Here is a 21407-nt window from a genome sequence, read left to right as displayed (position 1 = left end):
ACTATGAATATCAACAAACTCTATAAGTATTCAGCATTAGCTGTTTGTATTTTATTTTTGGCTTCTTGTGCAACAAGTTTAAAGACAGTTTATATTGAGGTGGCAAAACCTTCGGAGTTTCTGCTTCCCAATGATGTTGTTAGCCTGACTTTGATGAACCGGAGTCTGACTGATGAGTTTGGTAATTACCCGGCAGACAGTCTGCAAAACTATTTTTACCGCCGTGCTTTTAATGTAGATGCCGCTGTTTTGGACAGTTCAGCTTCAGATACGACTCTAAAGGTTTTAGCTGATTTACTGTTTGAATCCGGACGATATGATGTGGTCATTCCTGAAGAGCGAAATATACCGCGTAGCGAGACTTATTACAAAGTTTTACCACCACTGGAATGGGATTACGTCACCGAAGTATGTGAAACCTACCAAACCGATGCATTGCTGGTCCTGGAGCGTTACACAAACAAAATCATGACCGACTACATGAAAGTCCCTTATTCGGATTTTCACCTGGCCTCCATTGATTCAAAATATGATGCCGTGGTAAAAATTTACGATCCTTCGCGCGAAGAGATTCTAATGCAGCTGTTGGTGGGTGACACTATATTTTGGGAAGAACAGGATTATTCACAAAAGAATCTGTTCACCAACCAACTGGTTCCTGTAAAACAGGCTTTGATTGAAACTGGAATTCAGGTAGCACTTGAACTGGACGCCAAACTGGCGCCTCAATGGCAAACCCAGGCACGAAGCTATTTTGTTCTGAAAGAAGCCGATTCAGCCTTATTGGAAGCAGCTATTCGAGAAAATAACTGGGGCAAAGCCTACGATCACTGGAAGTCAATTTTAAACCGCACAAGCAAAGCTTCTGATAAAAGCAAGCTGGAATATAATTTGGCTGTAGCCAGTGAAATGATTGGCAATTTGAATGAAGCCGCTGAATGGGCTACTCAATCCTACAAAACACAATACCGCAGACAAACGGAGTTGTATTTATACCAACTAAAAAGCCGCAAAAAAACGGTTGATGAATTTAAAAAGATTCTTTCCGATTAGTTTTTATAGATAACCGGAGCTCTTTTCAGAGCCCGGAACATCAGGTATAAACCGCCCAGAACAAATGGGATGCTTAGCAGTTGTCCCATATTCAAAGCCATTCCCGCTTCAAAAGCCTCCTGGTCTTCTTTGATAAATTCGATGAAGAAGCGAGCCAGGAAGATCATTACAAAGAACAAGCCGACAATGAATCCCTGACGATTGCGTAAATCGGTTTTCCAATACGTATAAAGCATAACTCCAAAAGTTATCAGGTAAGCAAAGGCTTCATACAATTGGGTTGGGTGTTTAGCAACAGTTTCACCATTGCGCTCAAAGATCATTCCCCAAGGCAAGCTGGTTTGAATTCCATAGATTTCAGAATTCATCAGGTTACCCGTACGAATCAGAGCAGCCACTAAAGCAGTAGGAACCACTACCCGATCCAAAACCCAGAAAACCGAGCGTTTGGACACTTTCTTGCTCCAAATCATTAAGGCAATAAAAATGCCGGCGGCACCGCCATGACTGGCGAGTCCACCATGCCATACTTTCAGAATTTCAGCCGGATGCTGAGAATAATAGTCCCAACCATAGAAAAATACATGTCCGAGTCTGGCGCCAACAATCGTGGCCACAATCATATAGATAAAAAGACTCTCCAACCACTCCGGGTTAATCTTTTCAAACTTAAACATGCGCTCTGCCTGGTAATAGCCAAATAAAAAGCCAAAGGCAAATAACAGGCCGTACCATCGAACAGATATTGGACCAAGACTAAAAATTTCAGGATCTATATTCCAGTGAATAAAGGCTAAAAATTCCATGTAGTTTTATTTTTTATTCGGCGTTTTTGCCGTGACAGCTTTTGTATTTTTTTCCGCTACCGCAAGGGCAAGGCTCATTACGTCCTACTCTTTTCTCCACCCTTACCGGTTGAACCCGGGGCTTCTCTCTGGTGTCCTGTCCTGCACTTCGCGAACCACCTTCCGGCATGTCAGACTTTTGAGTTGAGTATTTACTCATATCCGTCCGTTTCCGGTCTTCTGCTTCGCGTACTTCATTCGGATCAGAAATTGGGATATGCCCCTTCATTAAAGTTGATACAACATCTTTATTCACCTTTTGTACCATCACCTTAAAGAGGTTGAACGATTCAAACTTATAAATCAGCAAAGGATCTTTCTGCTCGTAGGTCGCATTCTGAACCGATTGTTTCAAGTCATCCATCTCGCGTAATTGCTCTTTCCATGCTTCATCAATGGTAGAAAGAACCACTTGCTTTTGGTATGACTTCACCAATTCTTTTCCGTGGTTATTATACGCTTTCTCCAGGTTGGTAATAATTTGGAAAATTCGTTTCCCATCAGAAATTGGAACAACAATATTTTGGTAAATATGAGATTTACGCTCGTAAACATCCTTAATAACCGGGTAAGCTTGCTTTGAAATGGTTTCAACTTTCCGGGTAAAGGTGTTGATCATGACCTGGTAGATTTTGTCAATAATTTCTTCCGGCTTCAATTTCCCAAAATCCTCTTCAGAAACCGGAGATTCAATAGAAACTAAACGAACCAATTCCAAGTTGAAGTCTTCAAACTGATCACTGCCATAGTATTCGTTCACCAGATTTTCCAGTGAATCATACATCATGTTCAACAAGTCAACTTCAAGTCGCTCACCAAACAAGGCATGGTGACGTTTTTTATAGATGACTTCACGTTGCGAGTTCATTACATCATCGTATTCAAGCAAACGCTTACGAATACCGAAGTTGTTTTCTTCAACCTTTCGTTGGGCACGCTCAATTGATTTGGTAATCATCGAGTGCTGAATCACTTCTCCTTCATCCAAGCCCAAACGGTCCATAATTCCGGTAATCCGGTCTGAGTTGAACAAACGCATCAAATCGTCTTCCAACGAAACAAAGAACTGAGAACTACCTGGGTCTCCCTGACGTCCGGAACGTCCACGAAGCTGGCGGTCAACGCGACGCGAATCATGACGCTCGGTACCAATAATGGCCAAACCACCACGCTCTTTAACTTCTTTTGTCAGTTTAATATCGGTACCACGACCCGCCATGTTTGTAGCGATCGTCACCATTCCAGCAACACCGGCGTCAGCAACAATATCTGCTTCACGAGCATGCATTTTCGCATTCAATACATTATGCTTGATTCCTCGTATTTTCAACATCCGGCTCAGCAATTCTGAAATTTCAACCGAAGTCGTCCCCACCAAGACAGGGCGTCCGGCTTTATTCAGTTCAACGATTTCCAGAATAACGGCATTGTATTTTTCGCGTTTTGTCTTATAAACCAAATCTTCCCGGTCATCCCGAATAATCGGACGGTTGGTAGGAATAACCACAACCTCCAATTCGTAGATGTCCCATAATTCGCCAGCTTCGGTCTCCGCAGTACCAGTCATACCACTCAATTTATGGTACATCCTGAAATAATTCTGCAGTGTTACTGTTGCAAATGTTTGGGTGGCTGCTTCAACCTTCACACGTTCTTTCGCTTCAATCGCCTGATGCAAACCATCCGAGTAACGACGGCCTTCCATAATACGGCCGGTTTGCTCATCTACAATTTTAACTTTATTGTCGATTACCACGTATTCCACGTCTTTTTCAAACATGGCGTAAGCTTTCAACAACTGGTTAATGGTGTGTACCCGTTCTGATTTTACGGCATAGTTTTGCAATAAATCATCCTTCTTTTCCAATTGCTCTTCGTGAGATAACTGGCTGTCATTCTCAATTTCAGCAATCATGCCGCCCATATCGGGCAGTACAAAGAATTCCGGATCATCCACATCGGCCGAAATCAAGTCAATTCCTTTATCGGTAAGCTCAACTGAGTTTTGTTTTTCTTCGATGATAAAGTAAAGCGGATCCGTTACAATATGCATGTTTTTGCTGTTATCCTGCATATAGTAATTTTCCGTCTTTTGCATCGCTGCTTTAATTCCCTCTTCACTCAGGAATTTAATAATGGCTTTGGTTTTGGGAAGCCCTTTGTGCGCTCGAAGCAACTGCAATGCCCCTTCTTCCCGCTCTTCTTTGGTTGGATTATCTTTGGTTAGCAGGCGTTTGGCATCCGTTAAACATTGCGAAACAAAATTCTTTTGTGCCGAAACCAACTTCTCCACTTTGGGTTTCAGTTCGTCAAATTTCTGATTATCTCCCTTAGGTACAGGTCCAGAAATAATCAACGGCGTACGGGCATCATCAATCAATACCGAGTCAACCTCATCGACAATGGCATAATGGTGCTTGCGCTGCACCAAGTCTTGTGGGTTAATGGCCATGTTGTCACGCAAGTAATCAAAACCAAACTCATTGTTGGTTCCATAGGTAACATCCGAATTGTAGGCTTTACGACGGGCATCCGAGTTGGGCCGGTGCTTATCGATGCAGTCAACGCTCAGACCATGGAATTCAAAAATTGGCCCCATCCATTCGGAGTCACGTTTTGACAGGTAATCGTTCACGGTTACAACATGTACCCCACGACCAGCCAGCGCGTTCAGGAAAACAGGCAATGTTGCCACAAGCGTTTTACCTTCACCAGTCGCCATCTCTGCAATTTTTCCCTGGTGAAGCACAACTCCACCAATCAATTGCACGTCGTAGTGAATCATGTCCCAGGTTACCTCAGATCCTCCGGCAGCCCATTTGTTATACCAAACAGCTTGCTCACCGTCTATTTCAATGCTATCTCTTCCTGCTGCAAGCTCCCGGTCAAAGTCCGTTGCTGTCACCACCAAGGATTCATTTTCAGCAAAACGGCGTGCGGTATCTTTCACAACAGCAAATGCAGCCGGTAATATTTCATTCAGAACAGCTTCAATCTTTTCATTAATTTGTTCCTCTATTTTATCAACTTGTTGGTATATTTTTTCACTTTCCTGGATGTCAACTTCTTCAACCTTAGCTTTCAAAGTTGCAATTTCATCCAGATCAGCCTGTATGCGATCCTGAATTACCTGCTTTAATCGTTTGGATTCAGCTCTTAACTCATCTATGGAAAGTTTTGAAATACGTTCGTATTCAATTTTGATTTGTTCAACGATTGGGGTGATCTCACGAATATCGCGATCTGATTTGTTGCCCAAAAATTTGCCTAAAATTTTATTTACAAATGCCATTATCTAAAATTTCTTATATTTTAATGTGAACGGACACAAAAGTAGTCAATCTGTACTAGTTTATATATTTGTGTCTTGTTTTTTTTCAATAATAATCGTGCCACTCGCCTATTTTGACGAAAACACGCCATAATAACATAGCATGTTCGATAAACTGCCAATACAACAGGATTTCGCCTTATAAATCGTGCAATTTAGTAGTTTTGCAGCCTAAAATACAAGAAAGAAAAGAAATGAACGATTTTGCAACGTGCTGCTTTGTGTGTCAACAAACAGTTGATCCACAAACATCAACTATCAACAAGGAATTAAACCTTCCGGTGTGTCCTTCATGCAAAGGCTCTGAGCAAGAAAAGGAAGCAGTGCAAGCCTTAACGGAAGGACTGGCCGATGGCTTTGTTTGCGGCTGTATTTAAAAGAAAAAGCTGCTCCTGGGGGGAAGCAGCTTTCGAATTGATGCTGTTTTTATTAAAAAACTAGTTCAGAAGATGTTGATAGCTCGGATTAATCAAGCTTGGCAAATATGAAGCAATTAAGCCAAGAGCTTGATCATCGGTCACTTGATTAGGAGTCAGAATTCGTTGCCGATCCAACTCTTTTTCATTAAGCACGCTGCTTACGAGTTCCTCCGGAATTTCGCTGTACTGCGCTTTTACCCGTGTTGCTCCAAATCCTTTCTTGCAACACACATAAGAAACTTCGAAATGCTCTCCACGTACCACATAATTTTTTGAGCGTTTATTTTCATGCAGTGTAATGATGATTGGGGTTTCATCATGATCGTAGGATAGTACCCAGGCCTTATCAGCTGAGGCTGACAATTCATCATTGGCTACAGGTACAATGTCGTAATCGTTGAAAGAACGATTTGTGTCCGCTGCCTGAGAGGCAAGTGCGACCAGGCAAAATACAAAAAGGCTAATTCCGGTAATAATTCTGTTTTTCATGACTTTGGATTTAAGTGTTCAAATTGTTTCTGTTCTGAATTGAGATTTGCTACAATCCCATTGTTTTCTAATTGTTTACTTAATAGACGAGCAACTTTTTAGAAAATTACACCTTTTGGTCCGCTACTTGGGGCACTTTCGACAAACAACCTTTTTTGAGGGGTAAACGCGCCAAAATCGTCAACCAAAAAGCAGAAAAATTTTGCACAAAAAATCCAGTTAGCACGAAAAGAGAGGTATTCGAATTGAAGAACACAAAAAATTTTGCCCTTCATGCTCGAAGAAATGAGACTATGGCTGGAATTGATAGAAACGGAAGAAAATAAGGGTGGAAAACGAAAGGTTGACAGCGTTTAAACGCTACGAAACGGGGTTGAAAACCCGAATGAAATTACCAGATGCCTGGCTGATTTTGATTGGTAATGCTAAAACCGCCACCAATTTTGAATTTCTTGGACACTTTATATTCCAAAAACATCGATGCTCCGTAGATACTTATGTCTTTCAGTGATGGATTCGCAGGAAGAGGATTAAAAACAGAATTCCCAACAAAGCTACTCCCGCCTAAACTTAGTTTATCGTTCAACTGATACTGTTCCTGGTTAGTTATTTCGAGCTGATTAACAAAGGGATGCAGAAAAGGCATTCCATTGGAGAGACTTAGTGTTTTCATACTTGAGAAAGGATCAAGATTGAAAACAAGATTGGGTTTGAAGTTCAAATTAGATTGTAAGCCGGCAGCGCTCTCCAGTTCGAGGCTTCCAAAAGTGGAGTTGGGTGAAAAGTTGAATAACTCTTTATACAAAAAGTCATATTCAGGATTTATTGTACTTACCCGGACCGAATCGGATTGGGCTGATACAATAAATCCTGAAATCAAAAATAATATAGAAAGAATAAATGTTTTCATTCGATAATTTGCTGTAACAAAAATAGAAAGAATTGACTCAATCAAAAACCTTTAAGTTGGTATTTTATGATTATTAACAACTCTAAAATTAGCTTAATCACAAATCAATCGAATTATTCTGTAATTCAACAAGCCAGACTATAAAATTTTAAAGCCAAGGCTAATAATAAAACTTTTGCTCTTGCTTTCCAAGTTTGGCCCTGAATACAAATCTCCTGAACCATTTTCCATCCGGGCATCTAGCGTAAACATCATAAAATCGATTCCAAGTCCATATTGCCAAGCCAGGAAATTGTCCTCCAATTGATCTTTATCAAAATCGACACTATTCAGCTCCTTCTTGGTCACAAATGAAAAGACCGGTCCGGCATTGGCTCGTAAAGCCACTGGCCCTTTTTTTATCAGATTAAGTCCGAGCAGTACCGGAACATCAACGGTTTTCAAGTCGAATGAATTAACGACACCATCTTCTTTCAAGTCGCCACCCTTGGAGTTAAAATATGCTTCAGGCTGAACATAAATACGACCAATATTTACGCGAGCAAAAGCTCCCGCATGGAATTTACTGATACTTTCTTCGTTGTATTGACTAAGATCAGTTGTCAATTTCGAGCTGGTGAATCCCCCTTTTAATCCCAACTCCAAAGGTAGTTGCGCTGTTGCCGGAAGTAAAAAAGAAGTCAATAATAAAATGATTGCAAGTTTTTTCATGATATAATAAATGTTTGGTTTAAACTCTAACGCTAGTTGATAACATAAATTGTTTTGGCTACTTTGAATATAAACCCAAAAATACAATATCATAAGCAATCTGTGGCAGTATTTCCCATCGAAATTACCGATCAGTTCTGGCTTAAAAGACCAAGTCGCAGGCTTCGGGTGGCATCCAGTGTCTGTCTTTGCCTTCCCACTTCACATTGCAACCAATTGGATTGGTAACAGGTACAGAAACTTTCTTTCCGGAAACAAGCTCATGAAGCGTTCGGTCCAAGTCGCTTTCGGTAATGCGTGAAGCATCCCGGGGAGAGTCCACGCCCCTGCCCGTATAAACCAAGTGCCGGCTTTGATCAAAGACATAAAAGTGAGGCGTTCTCAGAGCACCATATTTTCGGGCAATCTCCTGACTCTCATCACGTAAATACACCCAAGGAAAACGATGATTCTGCATACGCTCCACCATGTGGTCAAAATCATCTTCCCGGTAAGTATTTCCGCTGTTCGAATTAATAGCCACAAACTGAACCCCTTCGGCTTTGTATTTTTCAGCTGTACTGCGGGTAATTTCATCGCTACCCACAACATAGGGACAATGGTTACAGGTAAAAAATATGACCAAAAACCGGGCCGACTCAAAATCGTTCAACGAGTACGCTTTGCCATCCGTAGCAGGAAGTCGAAAATCTTTAGCCTGGGCGCCTATTTCAAGTGTAAAACTCATTATTTATCATTTTATAGGTTACAAAATAGGTAACAAGCGAAAGGTGAAACTTGTTGGGAGTAACTTTTGAAGGATTTACTGGTCGAAAAAAAGCAGTACCTGATAACCAATCAGAACGTTATCTCGTAACGACTAACTAAAAAAACATCTAATCTGATTTGGAAATTAGAAAAAAAATTTTCTAGTTTACAAATACAATACCTCCGGGTATTGTTTAGATGTAAGTTATTAATTTAAAGATTATTAAAACAAAAATGAAATCAAAGAAAAGCTCCAAAAAAATGCAAAAGCACTTTGACTTTGAAGATGTTGATTCTGGGAGCAAATCACCAAAGGGTACCAAAAAAGATCGAGGTTCAAAACGCCGCCTGTCTATTTATGATGAATTTGATGATGAGATAGATTTTAATGACTTTAATTCAAGCGAAGACTTATACGAATAGATACTCCAAGTTCCATTTTTCGACCATTTCTGCTAGTTAATTACATTAAGCTTTTTTCTATTCAGGAAAGCTTTTAGGTTACCTACCGCAATGCTCATTAAGCGCTGGCGTGCTTCCTTTGTAGCCCAGGCAATATGGGGAGTAATGTAACAGTTTTTGGCCGTTAACAGTGGGTTGTCAGCTTCAGGTGGTTCGGTTGATAATACATCCAGCCCAGCTGCAGCCAGATGCCCACTATTCAGTGCATCTGCCAAATCCTGCTCGTTAATTAATGGACCGCGCCCGGTATTGATTAAGATTGAGCCAGGTTTCATTAAGTCCAGCTTGCTTTTATTGATGAACCCTGCGTTAGTTGCCGTTAACGGACAATTGAGGCTTACAACATCTGATTGGGTCAACAGTTCGTCCAGCTGGCATTGGGTAAATTCTTCGGGGATATCGGTTTTTACCGACCTGTTCTGAAATAAGATGGTCATTCCTAAGGCAGCTCCAATAGCGGCCACTTTTCGGCCTATTTGACCAAACCCGACTATGCCAAGTGTTTTTCCGCTCAACTCAACCTGTGGAGAAACACAAAAAGAAAAATTCTTAGAATTCACCCAATCTCCCTGGCTTACTGCCTGCGCATGCAGGTGTACCTGGTTGGCAATATGAAACAGGTGAGCAAACACCATTTGCGCCACAGATTCCGTGCTATAAGCCGGTATGTTAGTCACCACAATCCCCGCTTTACTGGCGGCATCTAAATCAACCACATTATAGCCCGTAGCTAAAACACCCACATACTTTATCGAAGGACAGGCACTGAAAAGCGCTGCATCAAGTACCACTTTATTGGTGAAAACAATTTCAGCATTTCCAATCCGCTCAATGCGTAATTCGTTCGGGGTGTTGTCATATATGTCGCACTGTCCAATGGCTTTTAAATCATCCCAACTCAAATCGCCAGGATTTAAGGTAAACCCATCTAAAACAACTATTTTCATTTTAAATCTTTTGTATTAGTAAGCCGAAAGTAAGGAAATAAAGCTGAAAAAAGGAATGGAACTTACAAGGATACCTAAACGCTATCCGCTCAAAAACTGAAATTGCATCAAATCCGGAGGCACAATAATGTATTCCAGAAAGACAATCCGCCCTTTTAACTCAAAGCCTTTCTATACTAACAAGGCATCAAACTATAGCTCGTCAAAGATGTTATGAATTCGAGCTGAGAGGACTTGAGACCGATTCGCGATTACAGCATAGTACTGCTTGATGGTTCTCTGCTCATTTACAGGCAATTTCATTAGGGCTTTCGTTATTGAATCATACGAAATATTCTTATAAAAAGCCTCAGCAAAAGCTCCTGTAAGGGCTGAAACATTGCTATTTCCAACATTTAGCTGAACCCCTCTTCTTATCGCATCTTCAAAACTATACGTTTCGGTAAAGGCAGCCAGTGCCCGCAAAAAAATGTCTTCAGGGGCCTCTGGATTCCCTGCTTCCCTCTTTAATCTGTCAAATGGCTTTTGATTAATATTGACCTCAAATGCTTCAAAAAAACGACTCAAAGCCATTTCCTTCCTTTCGCAGTGCATAAGCAAAGAGACCAAGAGTGAACTTGCCCTTGAAAATTTCGCTGTTTCTACATGGACAGAAAACGCTTGAGAAGCACTGTGTGTCAATTCTTTTATTTCTTCTGAGCTTGTCAAGAAAGCCCCAATGGGTGTTAGCCCAATGCAAACTTCCGGAAGGTTTTTTGCTGAAGGTGTCAGCGTCTTTCTTTCGGCAAAGAAAGTTTCCTTAAGTGCTTTAGAATATTTTACTCCATGATGGGCAGTAACCCTTTCTTTGGCCATGAGGGCCAGTCGCTCTGAGCAAATAATTCCTTTTTCTCCTGAAAAAACAAGCCAATTAGCACAAGCCATTGCCAGTACTGCCGAAAAAGACCAGGAGTGAGCATGTAAGAGCATTCGCTTGTCATTGACCTCATCACGGCTAATTTGGGCCTCTACTCCGGCCATATCTCCAATTATCAGACCTAACATTATCGTCTATAATTCTTTATTCATGCAAAAGACCATCTCTGATACAGAGACAGTCTTTCAAATTTTTATCTAAGCTGACGTTTATAAGTCCAGCAACAATTCTTCGGGGTTGATCCCCTGATTCAATAAACGCTCCGGATTTTCAATCAGTTCTTTTACTTTCACCAGGAATCCAACAGAGTCTTTTCCATCAATTATCCGGTGATCGTAGGATAAGGCCACATACATCATCGGGCGAATTTCCACCTTGCCATTGATGGCCACCGGGCGGTCAACAATGTTGTGCATGCCTAGGATAGCTGACTGTGGAGGATTAATAATTGGCGTGGACAATAAAGAGCCAAAAGTACCTCCATTGGTAATGGTAAAGGTACCGCCGGTTAACTCTTCCACCGAAATTTTCTTATTCCGAGCCTTTTCTGCCAAATCTTTCAGGTCTTTCTCAATCTGAGGAACCGACTTACTTTCAGTATTTCGAATAATAGGAACCATCAATCCCTTGGGGGTTTGCACAGCAATGCCCACGTCCACAAACTCAGGCTGAATAATCTCCTCTCCATCCAGCATGGAGTTGATTGCCGGATGAAAGTTCATGGCCACAGCTGCCGCTTTTGTAAAGAATCCCATAAAGCCAAGCTTGAAGTCGTGCTTTTCGATAAAACGCGCCTGATGATTTTTGCGCAGCTCCATCACCCGGCTCATATCAATCTCGTTGAAAGTAGTTAGCATGGCTGTTTCATTCTTTACAGCCACCAGGCGCTGACTCAACTTACGGCGTAGCGAACTCATACGCTCCCGCTTTTCCTCACGCGAGAAGGCCGTCTGCGAAGGAGTAACTGCTGTTTGCGCCTTAGGCAAGTCAATAACCGCTTCAACCTCCTTTTTTGAAATTCGTTTTAAGCCTTGCAAAATATCATCCACCGACAGGTTATTTTCTTCCATCATTTTTTTGGCCACAGAAGTGATTTTCACATGCGACTGGTCAGTTGTTTCTTCGGCCTGCGAGGGCTTCTCTTTCTCTTTAGACCCCTTTTTATCCGGGGTCTTCGCAGGGACTTCAACCTCTTCCTGCTGCTCTTCGGTAGCTGATTTTGTTGCTTTTTCCGCTGGCTGCTTTTCTTCCGATGCCTCCCCTTGAAATGAGGTGTCAATGGTGCAGGCAATGGCGCCAACTTCAATGGTATCGCCTTCCTGTGCGTTAAATTTCACTTTTCCGCCTTCATCGGCCACCAAGGTCAAGGTTGCTTTATCCGATTCAATCTCGGCAATTTCGTCATCTTTATCAACAACAGCACCGTCTTCTACCAGCCATCTTCCAAGCTCGACTTCTGTTATTGACTCTCCGGGTGTTGGTACTTTTATTTCAATGATCATGATTTTTTTCTTATGCTTTTGCTAATTCTTCAGCATTAAATACTTGTTCCAGGATCTTATTTAATCGATTGTTGTGCTGCTTCATGAGCCCACCAGCCGGGCTACCGCTTTCCGAACGCGAAATCACCTCAAAAGGAATATCTTTCAGGTTGCGGGAAATAAACGGCCATGCTCCCATATTGCCAGGTTCGTCCTGTGCCCATACAATACGCTCTGCTTTCTTGTACTTTTTCAGAATCTCATGGATTTGATTCGTTGGAATAGGATAAACCTGCTCCAGCCGCACAATCGCAGTTGTGTCTGCACTTGACTCCCGTCGCCTTTTGACCAAATCATAATACAGTCTTCCGGAAGTAAAAACAAGCTGTTTAACCTTCTTCGGATCAGCTAACTGATCATCAATTAACTCTTGAAAATGCCCATGAGCCAGTTCTTCCAGCGAACAAGTCACCATTGGGTGTCTGAGCAAGCTCTTCGGTGTAAAAACAATTAAGGGAACACGAGTGGGCATGTTCATATGCCTTCTCAGCATGTGAAAAAAGTTGTCGGGTGTTGTCGGCTCAACAATCTGCATGTTGTTGTTGGCTGCCTGTGCAAGGAAACGTTCAATTCGCGCGCTGGAGTGTTCAGGCCCCTGTCCCTCGTAACCATGCGGTAGAAAAAGCACCAGGTTATTCATCAACCCCCATTTTTCATTGGCTGAAGTGATGTATTGATCAATGATTACCTGGGCAACATTGTTAAAATCACCAAACTGCGCTTCCCAGATCGTTAATGCCTGAGGCTGAGCCATGGCGTAACCATATTCAAACCCCATAACTCCATACTCTGAAAGCAGCGAATTATAGATGTGAAAAGGCCCTTGTTTTGGCGAGATATGTTTTAGGGGAAAATACTTATCTTCCTTGTCTTCAACAACAAAAGCGGCATGACGATGAGCAAAAGTCCCTCTTTCGCAGTCCTGCCCGCTGATACGCACCGGGTGTCCTTCGTCAACCAGGGTTCCATAGGCCAGCAGTTCGGCCATCCCCCAGTCCAGGCGATCATCCAAAATCATTTGCCGGCGGTCAGCCAGTATCCGATTGATTTTATTGAAAAACTTCATCCCTTCCGGCACCGAGTTGATTTTTTCGGCCAGCTCCACCAGCTTGGCTTTTGGAACGCCGGTTTTCACAACTTCAAAAAAATCTACTTTCTGAGGTTTCTCGTATGATTTGTACTCATCAACCAAAAACTGTTTGATTTTAAGCTTTTCAATTTCTTCTGAATCTTTGTATTTCGCATTCATCAATGCATCAAAAGCCTTGATGTCATTTTTCACTTCAGAAGCGGTCATAATGCCCTGAGCAATTAGCTTTTCGGCATAAATATCTCGTGGGTTCTTATGTTCCGAAATTGCTTTGTATAACTGAGGCTGGGTAAAACGGGGTTCGTCCCCCTCATTGTGTCCGTATTTCCGGTAACAAAGAATATCGATAAAGACATCCGTTTTAAATTTTTGACGGAATTCCATAGCTAGCTCAATCGTGTAAATCAGCGACTCCACGTCATCGCCATTCACATGAAAAACGGGAGAACGCGTCACTTTGGCCACATCCGTACAATAGGTACTTGAACGTGCATCGAGGTAATTGGTGGTAAAACCCACCTGGTTGTTAATCACCAAGTGAATGGTTCCGCCTGTCTTGTATCCCTTAAGCTGCGACATTTGAATCACTTCATACACCACTCCCTGCGCAGCAATAGCCGCATCACCATGAATAATGATAGGAGCTACTTTATCATAGTCGCCATCATAAAGCGAATTGATGCGCGAACGCGACATTCCCTCTACCAATGGAGCAACCGTTTCAAGGTGCGATGGATTGGGCATTAGGCTCAGTTTCACCTTCTTCCCTTGGTCCGAAATAACTTCATTCTCATAACCTAAGTGGTATTTCACATCTCCCAAGGCAATGTCTTCCTCGTATTCGGTGCCATAAAATTCTTTGAAGATATATTCATACGGCTTTTTCATGATATTAGCCAGAATATTTAACCGTCCGCGATGAGCCATCCCAATGATAAATTCACGAATGCCCAGTTCTGCCCCTTGCTCAATAACGGCATCTAAAGCCGGTATCAGCGATTCGGCCCCTTCCAGCGAGAAGCGTTTCTGGCCTACAAATTTTTTATGAATAAAACTTTCGAAGCCCACTGCCAATTTTAAATGATAGAAAATATGCTTCTTCATTTCGGGTGTAAATGGCTGTGAGTTTTTTGTACTTTCCATCTTTTCCTGCAGCCAGCTCAATACCTGCGGGTCGCGCACGTACAAATATTCAACTCCTATGGAGTTACAATAGGTAGCTTCAAGATGAGCAATGATATCTTTGAGCTTGGCCGCTCCAATACCAATGTTTTTTCCGGCCTCAAAAACTTTATCCAGGTCACTTTCTTCCAGCCCAAAATTTTCAATGGCCAATGTCGGTGAATAGGTTCTCCGCGAACGTACCGGGTTTGTTTTCGTGAACAAATGTCCTCTTTGCCGATAGCCATGAATGAGATTGAGAATTGCAAATTCTTTATTAATTGGTTCATTCCAATCAATCTTTTCCGTAGCATAATTTGCCCGAGCCAATTCGAAACCTTTAAAAAAGTTTCTCCAGCTTTCTTCAACGCTTTCCGGATCATTCAGGTAATCCTGGTAAAGCTCTTCAACAGCAGCAATTTCTTGATTGCCGACTTCAGAGAATTTATCCATATGTTGATTTTATGGTTCTATAAAAATAGTTATTGTAGATTAACAATCCATCTGATTTTAAAGTTTAGTAAGCCTTCCAAAGAAAAGCAAGGAAGCTCAGAAAGCAGGTGTCTTAATTGCAATTTCGGGTGTTCAAAATCGCATACACATTCATGATTCAATTTTACAGGTCTCAGAAGCAGAATCTGCAAGACACTCATTTCCTGATTATAGCACAAACTTTTTCAGAACATTGTATATTGGCTACTTTTTCCTGTCATTTAACAGAACTGATGATTTACAAACTTTAAACTTGCAACAAATAGATCGATATTCCAATTTTCAGTATCTTAACAGCAACCTAAAAATACATCTCATGACAATCTTCTTTCGAATTCTGTTAGCCTTCCTTGCCATTCTGGTCTTACTCTATTTAATCGGTCCATGTCCGGAGAAACCGATACTTTCTTCAGAATTAAAGGATTTAAAAGTAAGTATAAACAACCTTGAATCATTTATACAGGACCGGGAATCCAAGCAGCCGGTAAAGCCGGACAACCAGGCAAGGATTGTTTGGGCTAACGACAGCATGAAATCCAAAACACCCTACTGCTTGCTCTACTTGCATGGGTTTTCAGCCTCCTGGTACGAAGGCACGCCCACGCATTTGAATTTTGCGCATCATTTTCAAGCCAACGCTTACCTGCCACGTCTTGCCTCCCATGGCTTGGATGGGCCTGAACCGCTTCAGGACATGACTCCGGACCGCTTGTACGAATCAGCCAAGGAAGCACTTCAAATAGCTCATTTGCTCGGGAAGAAAGTGATTATCATGAGCACCTCTACCGGAGGTACCTTATCCTTGAAACTTGCTGCAGAATTTCCGGATATGGTAGATGCCCTCATTCTTTTGTCGCCCAACATCCGAATTAACAACCCAGGGGCATGGTTGTTAGCAGGTCCTTGGGGGCTTCAAATCGGGCGAAAGGCTAGCGGAGGCAAGTACCGTGTGGTGAACGATAATCCTGCCCACGAAGAGTGTAAACACTGGAACTGCAGCTACCGGGTGGAAGCAATGGTTTACTTGCAACAATTGGTAAAAAATACCATGCATAAAAAACTGTTTCAGCGGATTAGTCAACCTGTTTTTCTGGGGTATTATTACCAAGACGAAGAACACCTGGATGAAATTGTACGTGTAGATGCCATGCTCAGAATGTACGAACAACTGGGAACTCCATCTGCCTTGAAACGCAAACAGGCTTTTAATGCCCAGGCGCATGTTATTGGCTGTGAGGCATTCTCAAAAGCACAGCCAGAAGTAGAGCAAGCCTGCATTCAATTTGCCACTGAAGTTTTAAAAATGCAGGCCGCCAGCCTTCCCATTGCAGAAGAATAATAAAATAACAAAGCCGTATTTCAAAGAAAATATCCTTGAAATACGGCTTTGTTGTTAGCCTCTATTTTGGTTCAGCCTTACGAAAGACTGCCGATTAAGTCAAATTCAGTTGAATCGGAAATTGCAATCTGGTAAAAATTACCAATCTCAATACGGTCATCCTTTTCAATCAATACTTCACCATCTACTTCAGGTGAATCATATTCCGTTCTTCCAATAAAGTAGTCGCCTTCTTCGCGATCAATCAATACGTTTAAGGTTTTACCAACCTTTTCTGTGTTCAATTTCTCTGAAATCGTCTGTTGAATCTCCATCAATTCGGCAGCACGCGCTTCCTTGGTTTCTTCCGGTACATCATCCTCATACATTTTAAAGGCGTAGGTATCATCTTCATCCGAATAGGAGAAAACGCCCATCCGATCAAACTTTTGCTCGGCAACAAAAGCTTTCAGCTCCTCATAATCTGCCTCGGTTTCACCCGGATGACCAACTAAAAAGGTTGTACGTATGGCAATTCCCGGAACCTCTTCACGAATCTTCTGCAGAAGTGCAATGGTTTCTTCTTTGGTGATTTTGCGGCGCATACGCCCCAGCATGTGGTTGCTGATGTGCTGCAAAGGCAAATCCAGGTATTTGGCCACATTGTCGCGCTCCCGAATGACTTTCAACAAATCCATCGGAAATTTTGAAGGATATGCGTAATGCAACCGAATCCACTCCAGGCCTTTGATATCTGCCAAGCGGTCAATCAGCTCGGCCAGCTTACTTTCGCCATACATATCAATACCGTAGTACGACAAATCCTGAGCAATAACCAACAGCTCCTTTGTTCCTTCATTGACCAGGTTTTCAGCCTCTTCAACCAGGCTTTCAATGCTGCGTGATTTATGAATTCCGGTAAACTGAGGGATTGCACAAAACGAACAATGTCGGTTACAACCTTCACTGATTTTCAGGTATGAAAAATGATTTGGTGTGGTTTTTACCCGACGATACATTTTTTGCTCAAAGAAGTTGGCATTCAGATCCTTGATAATTTCTTTGTAGTCGAACTTACCATAGAACTTGTCCACCTCAGGAATTTCATTTTCAAGATCGCTTTTATAGCGGGCCGACAAACAGCCCATTACCAGCAACTTATCCAGCTTCCCGTTTTTTCGGGCTTCAGCATAGTTCAAAATCGAATTGATCGACTCCTCTTTGGCATCTTTAATAAAACCACAGGTATTTAAAATGACAATGTTGACATCATCATCTTCACTGTCGTGAACAACCTTAAAACCATTCAAATCCAACTGGTTGAGCAGCATTTCGGAATCTACTAAGTTTTTGGAACATCCCAGGGTTGATATGTTAACTTTTCCTCTTTTCATCGAATAAAAAATTGTCTGTAATTAATTAATAACTTATAATATACGCTACGAGTTTTAAGCATGCTCTTCTGTGCCTGGCAACTTTAAATTCGTTGCCACAAATTATTCGGAAGCTCAAAAGAGTCTCTCGTTGAAGTGCGCTTAAGCGCAGCATTCGTTCCGTAGGTGTTTAGGGTTATAAGTTAGAATCTTCGACCACTACAACAAACAAAGTCTGAAGTGGTTTTTATTTTACTTTGAAGATGGATATGACCTAGCTCTCTGTCCGGAAAAACAGCTCCCGAAACCAGTTCGGGATAGCTTTCATTGCTTCGGGAAGTGTGTTTTAAGAGAATAGTGACTCCACAAAAGCTTTTCTTCGGAAAAGCTGTAAATCTTCCACTTTCTCCCCAATACCGATGTACTTCACCGGAATTTTAAACTGGTCAGAAATTCCAATCACCACGCCTCCTTTGGCTGTTCCATCCAGCTTGGTCAGAGCCAATGCGCTTACCTCGGTGGCTTTAGTGAATTGTTTGGCTTGCTCAAAGGCATTTTGGCCGGTTGAGCCATCCAGAATAAGCAGTACTTCATGTGGCGAATCAGGAACGATTTTACGCATCACATTTTTAATTTTTGTCAGCTCATTCATCAGGTTTATCTTATTGTGCAAGCGGCCTGCTGTGTCAATAATAACCACGTCAGCCCCATTGGCCTTTGCCGATGCCAACGTATCATAAGCAACCGATGCCGGATCAGACCCCATGCTTTGCTTTACCAAAGGTACATCCACGCGTTCAGCCCAAATCTGCAATTGATCGATAGCCGCCGCACGAAAGGTATCGGCTGCTCCAAGCACCACTTTTTTCCCGGCCTTTTTGAAATTATAGGCCAATTTGCCAATAGTTGTTGTTTTTCCAACACCATTGACTCCCACTACCATAATCACATAAGGATCATTACTTGCAGGAAGTTCAAAATCGGCTTCTTCGTTGGTATTATTCTCGTCAAGAAGTTTTTCAATCTCTTCTTTCAGTAACTGATTGAGCTCATCAACACCAAAATACTTATCTTTTGAAACCCGGGCTTCAATGCGTTCAATAATCTTCAGTGTCGTGTCCACACCAACGTCTGAAGAAATCAACACTTCTTCCAGATTATCAAGCACTTCATCATCCACCTTTGACTTACCAATGATGGCACGTCCCAGCTTTTTGAATACGCTTTCTTTTGTTTTTGAAAGCCCCTGATCAAGGCTTTCCTTTTTTGATTTTGTAAATGATCCAAATAGACCCATAGCTTTCTGAATTTGAGTGGCGCAATTTACGAAATTTGAATGATATAATTTAATTAAATCAGCGAGGATGTGAAAGACTTAACACGAAGGCTATACTATGACTTTCGAAGTCTTTTAATTTCCTCTTTCACCTCATTCAAGACAGATGAAATGTGTGCGGCTTCAATATTTTCGGGTTTCGGCAGCTCAAAGCTCAAAACACCTCTCGCTTTCCAGAGCTCCAGCACCTGCTCCATATCAAGCGAATAAGGCTCATAGGCCGGATTATCCGACTTCAGCAACAGCTGATCTCCAGTTTTGAAATATACTCGTTTGTAAACCAGTCCCTCTTCCCTGGTGATTAAAACATACGGTTGCCCTTCGCGCAGGTCATTGATATCCGAAACATACTCGCAAAAAAGATAAGATTCGGGTGTTACGGGTAACATACTATCCCCTCGAACCTGAAAAACCCGATAAGTAGCAGTTCGCGACAATTCGGGAATAGGCATATAAAAACGGGGCAATGCTCCCACATATTCCGGATCGGCAAAACCGCTCAGGTAACCAGCCGACGCCTTAGCCGGAACAATTGGTATAAGTTCTTCATTATCCTGATCCACCACAATGGGCAATATCCGTGGCATGGCCTTGCTTAGGGCCCGCTCTGCCTCCAAGGGCGTATCAAGCAGGCGATCAATGGTTGATTCAGACAAAGCCGCCAAACGCTGGAGCACCGGGATCTTGGGCGTTGCTCTCCCCTCTTCATAAGAACCGATTAAGGCACGTTTTACCTCCAGTTCGTCCGCAAGTTGCTGTTGCGTCCACTTCTTTTTCCTGCGTAAGTATTTAATATTCTGAGCTAAGAAATTCACACCTTCAATTTTTTATAAAATCCATCATATCTTTCCTAACAAAATTACCAAAAATATTAGCACGTACTAATATTATTAGTATTTTTGTTATAACAATAAGGAGCCAGAATCCTTGAATTAACGGGTAAAGATAAGGCAAGATGACTCAAAAAGTTCAGGAAAAACTAAAAATATTAGCAGATGCTGCTAAATATGATGTTTCCTGCTCTTCGAGTGGAAGCAGCAGAAGAAATACGCCAGGAGGAGTTGGAAATTCGGTAGCGGCTGGCATTTGCCACAGCTTTACCGACGATGGGCGGTGCATTAGCTTGCTTAAGATTCTGATGACGAATCATTGCATTTACGATTGCGCCTATTGCATTAACCGACGCACCAACGATCGTCCGCGTGCCACGTTTACCGTGCAGGAAGTTGTTGATTTGACCATCGGCTTTTACCGAAGAAATTACATTGAAGGGCTTTTTCTGAGTTCCGGGGTAATTAAGAATCCGGATTATACGATGGAACGCCTGATGCTGGTAGCTAAAAAATTACGTTTGGAAGAGCGCTACAACGGATACATTCATATGAAAGCCATTCCGGGTGCCAGTCAAGAGCTGATACAGGCTGCCGGACACTATGCTGATCGGCTAAGTGTGAACATTGAAATTCCAACTGAACAGCAACTAAAGAAGCTGGCTCCGGAAAAAGATTTTCAAAGCGTCTTGCAACCAATGGACCAGATTCATCAGGGAATTCAACAATACAAAGATGAACGCCGAAAATTCAGGCATATACCGAAATTTTCACCAGCCGGCCAAAGCACTCAGCTCATTGTTGGTGCCAGCCCCGAAAGCGACCGGCAAATCCTGCAATTGTCCTCCAACCTTTATCAACGTCAAAAGCTGAAACGCGTGTACTACTCGGGCTACCTGCCCGTCAATGAATACGACCAACGGTTGCCGGCCATTCAGACTCCCCCACTTGTTCGGGAAAACCGGCTTTACCAAAGCGATTGGCTGATGCGTTTTTATGAATTCTCTGCTGATGAGATATTGAGTCCCGAACAACCCTTTCTCGACTTGGACGTTGATCCCAAACTGGCTTATGCCATCCGCAACCTGCACCTGTTTCCGGTTGATATCAATAAGGCCGACTATCACATGATCCTGCGGGTCCCCGGCATAGGTGTGCAATCTGCCAGAATGATTGTAGATGCCCGCCGCTTTCGTCACTTAACGAGCTACCACCTCAAAAAAATAGGCGTTGTATTAAAGCGTGCGCAGTACTTTATTACCTGCAACGAATTACCTGCTCGAATGACTGATTGGGATCCGGCGCAGCTAAAAAGCCACATTATTGCTGAAAGCCTAATGAAACGCAGAAAGGCTGGCGACACCCAGCTCATGCTATTTCCTCCTCAAACGGGAATGAGCAAGACTCCCAAACAACTTCATTTTAGAAACTGATGC

Annotated in this window: 18 protein-coding genes; 5 read left to right on the top strand and 13 right to left on the bottom strand. The window is 42.3% G+C overall.

The window, feature by feature from the left end; all coding sequences use genetic code 11:
- The first annotated feature begins 3 nt into the window (after positions 1–3).
- Positions 4–1053, top strand: coding sequence for a DUF6340 family protein (locus Q1A18_RS04550; RefSeq protein ID WP_299577741.1), 1050 nt, complete (start codon positions 4–6; stop codon positions 1051–1053).
- Here Q1A18_RS04550 and lgt read toward each other — a convergent pair.
- Together lgt and secA are read right to left on the bottom strand one after the other, a co-directional pair.
- On the bottom strand, positions 1050–1859 hold the full coding sequence (gene lgt / locus Q1A18_RS04545) for a prolipoprotein diacylglyceryl transferase (protein ID WP_299577740.1): 810 nt from the start codon (positions 1857–1859) through the stop codon (positions 1050–1052). The genes Q1A18_RS04550 and lgt overlap by 4 nt on opposite strands.
- 13 nt (positions 1860–1872) lie before the next feature.
- A complete protein-coding gene (gene secA, locus Q1A18_RS04540) occupies positions 1873–5190 on the bottom strand; it encodes a preprotein translocase subunit SecA (protein ID WP_299577739.1) in 3318 nt (1105 codons plus the stop codon).
- A 233-nt stretch (positions 5191–5423) separates the two neighbouring features.
- Between secA and Q1A18_RS04535 the strand changes: the two genes are divergently transcribed.
- Entirely contained in the window at positions 5424–5606 is a 183-nt protein-coding gene (locus Q1A18_RS04535) for a hypothetical protein (RefSeq protein ID WP_299577738.1), read from the top strand.
- 60 nt (positions 5607–5666) lie between these two features.
- On the opposite strand, the gene Q1A18_RS04530 is transcribed toward Q1A18_RS04535, so the two are convergent.
- From Q1A18_RS04530 to Q1A18_RS04515, 4 genes are all read right to left on the bottom strand, one after another.
- Positions 5667–6137: a hypothetical protein gene (locus tag Q1A18_RS04530; RefSeq protein ID WP_299577737.1), complete on the bottom strand. Its 471-nt coding sequence runs from the start codon at positions 6135–6137 to the stop codon at positions 5667–5669.
- Between the two features lie 391 nt (positions 6138–6528).
- Positions 6529–7047, bottom strand: coding sequence for a hypothetical protein (locus Q1A18_RS04525; RefSeq protein ID WP_299577736.1), 519 nt, complete (start codon positions 7045–7047; stop codon positions 6529–6531).
- A gap of 138 nt (positions 7048–7185) precedes the next feature.
- Positions 7186–7758 (bottom strand): porin family protein, encoded by a 573-nt coding sequence (locus Q1A18_RS04520; RefSeq protein WP_299577735.1) that lies wholly within the window; start codon positions 7756–7758, stop codon positions 7186–7188.
- A 142-nt stretch (positions 7759–7900) separates the two neighbouring features.
- The gene (locus Q1A18_RS04515) at positions 7901–8485 is read right to left on the bottom strand and encodes a thioredoxin family protein (protein ID WP_299577734.1); all 585 of its coding nucleotides are present in this window, start codon (positions 8483–8485) and stop codon (positions 7901–7903) included.
- Between the two features lie 254 nt (positions 8486–8739).
- Here Q1A18_RS04515 and Q1A18_RS04510 point away from each other — a divergent pair, with 254 nt between their 5' ends.
- A complete protein-coding gene (locus Q1A18_RS04510) occupies positions 8740–8928 on the top strand; it encodes a hypothetical protein (RefSeq protein ID WP_299577733.1) in 189 nt (62 codons plus the stop codon).
- Between the two features lie 32 nt (positions 8929–8960).
- Here the strand turns inward: Q1A18_RS04510 and Q1A18_RS04505 are convergent, their stop codons facing one another.
- The 4 genes from Q1A18_RS04505 to Q1A18_RS04490 form a co-directional block, all read right to left on the bottom strand.
- On the bottom strand, positions 8961–9914 hold the full coding sequence (locus tag Q1A18_RS04505; protein ID WP_299577732.1) for a D-2-hydroxyacid dehydrogenase: 954 nt from the start codon (positions 9912–9914) through the stop codon (positions 8961–8963).
- A 192-nt stretch (positions 9915–10106) separates the two neighbouring features.
- Positions 10107–10769, bottom strand: a complete 663-nt coding sequence (locus Q1A18_RS04500) for a hypothetical protein (RefSeq protein WP_299577731.1) — start codon at positions 10767–10769, stop codon at positions 10107–10109.
- A gap of 270 nt (positions 10770–11039) precedes the next feature.
- Positions 11040–12332 carry a 2-oxoglutarate dehydrogenase complex dihydrolipoyllysine-residue succinyltransferase gene (odhB, locus tag Q1A18_RS04495; protein WP_299577730.1) on the bottom strand — a complete coding sequence of 431 codons (1293 nt, stop codon included), beginning with the start codon at positions 12330–12332 and terminating at the stop codon, positions 11040–11042.
- Positions 12333–12342: 10 nt separating this feature from the next.
- Positions 12343–15075, bottom strand: coding sequence for a 2-oxoglutarate dehydrogenase E1 component (locus tag Q1A18_RS04490; RefSeq protein WP_299577729.1), 2733 nt, complete (start codon positions 15073–15075; stop codon positions 12343–12345).
- Positions 15076–15430: 355 nt separating this feature from the next.
- On the opposite strand from Q1A18_RS04490, the gene Q1A18_RS04485 reads away from it, so the two are divergent.
- Positions 15431–16453 carry an alpha/beta hydrolase gene (locus tag Q1A18_RS04485; protein ID WP_299577728.1) on the top strand — a complete coding sequence of 341 codons (1023 nt, stop codon included), beginning with the start codon at positions 15431–15433 and terminating at the stop codon, positions 16451–16453.
- Positions 16454–16530: 77 nt separating this feature from the next.
- On the opposite strand, the gene rimO is transcribed toward Q1A18_RS04485, so the two are convergent.
- From rimO to Q1A18_RS04470, 3 genes are all read right to left on the bottom strand, one after another.
- The gene (gene rimO, locus Q1A18_RS04480) at positions 16531–17826 is read right to left on the bottom strand and encodes a 30S ribosomal protein S12 methylthiotransferase RimO (protein ID WP_299577727.1); all 1296 of its coding nucleotides are present in this window, start codon (positions 17824–17826) and stop codon (positions 16531–16533) included.
- Between the two features lie 325 nt (positions 17827–18151).
- On the bottom strand, positions 18152–19102 hold the full coding sequence (gene ftsY, locus Q1A18_RS04475) for a signal recognition particle-docking protein FtsY (protein ID WP_299577726.1): 951 nt from the start codon (positions 19100–19102) through the stop codon (positions 18152–18154).
- Positions 19103–19197: 95 nt separating this feature from the next.
- Entirely contained in the window at positions 19198–19956 is a 759-nt protein-coding gene (locus Q1A18_RS04470) for a LexA family transcriptional regulator (protein WP_299577725.1), read from the bottom strand.
- A 140-nt stretch (positions 19957–20096) separates the two neighbouring features.
- Between Q1A18_RS04470 and Q1A18_RS04465 the strand changes: the two genes are divergently transcribed.
- The gene (locus Q1A18_RS04465; RefSeq protein WP_299577724.1) at positions 20097–21404 is read left to right on the top strand and encodes a putative DNA modification/repair radical SAM protein; all 1308 of its coding nucleotides are present in this window, start codon (positions 20097–20099) and stop codon (positions 21402–21404) included.
- Positions 21405–21407: the final 3 nt, after the last annotated feature.

The organism is uncultured Sunxiuqinia sp., assembly GCF_947495665.1.
Classification (GTDB): domain Bacteria; phylum Bacteroidota; class Bacteroidia; order Bacteroidales; family Prolixibacteraceae; genus Sunxiuqinia; species Sunxiuqinia rutila.
The sequence above is the reverse complement of the archived record's forward strand: the minus strand, read 5'-3'. Positions and strand labels throughout refer to the sequence as shown.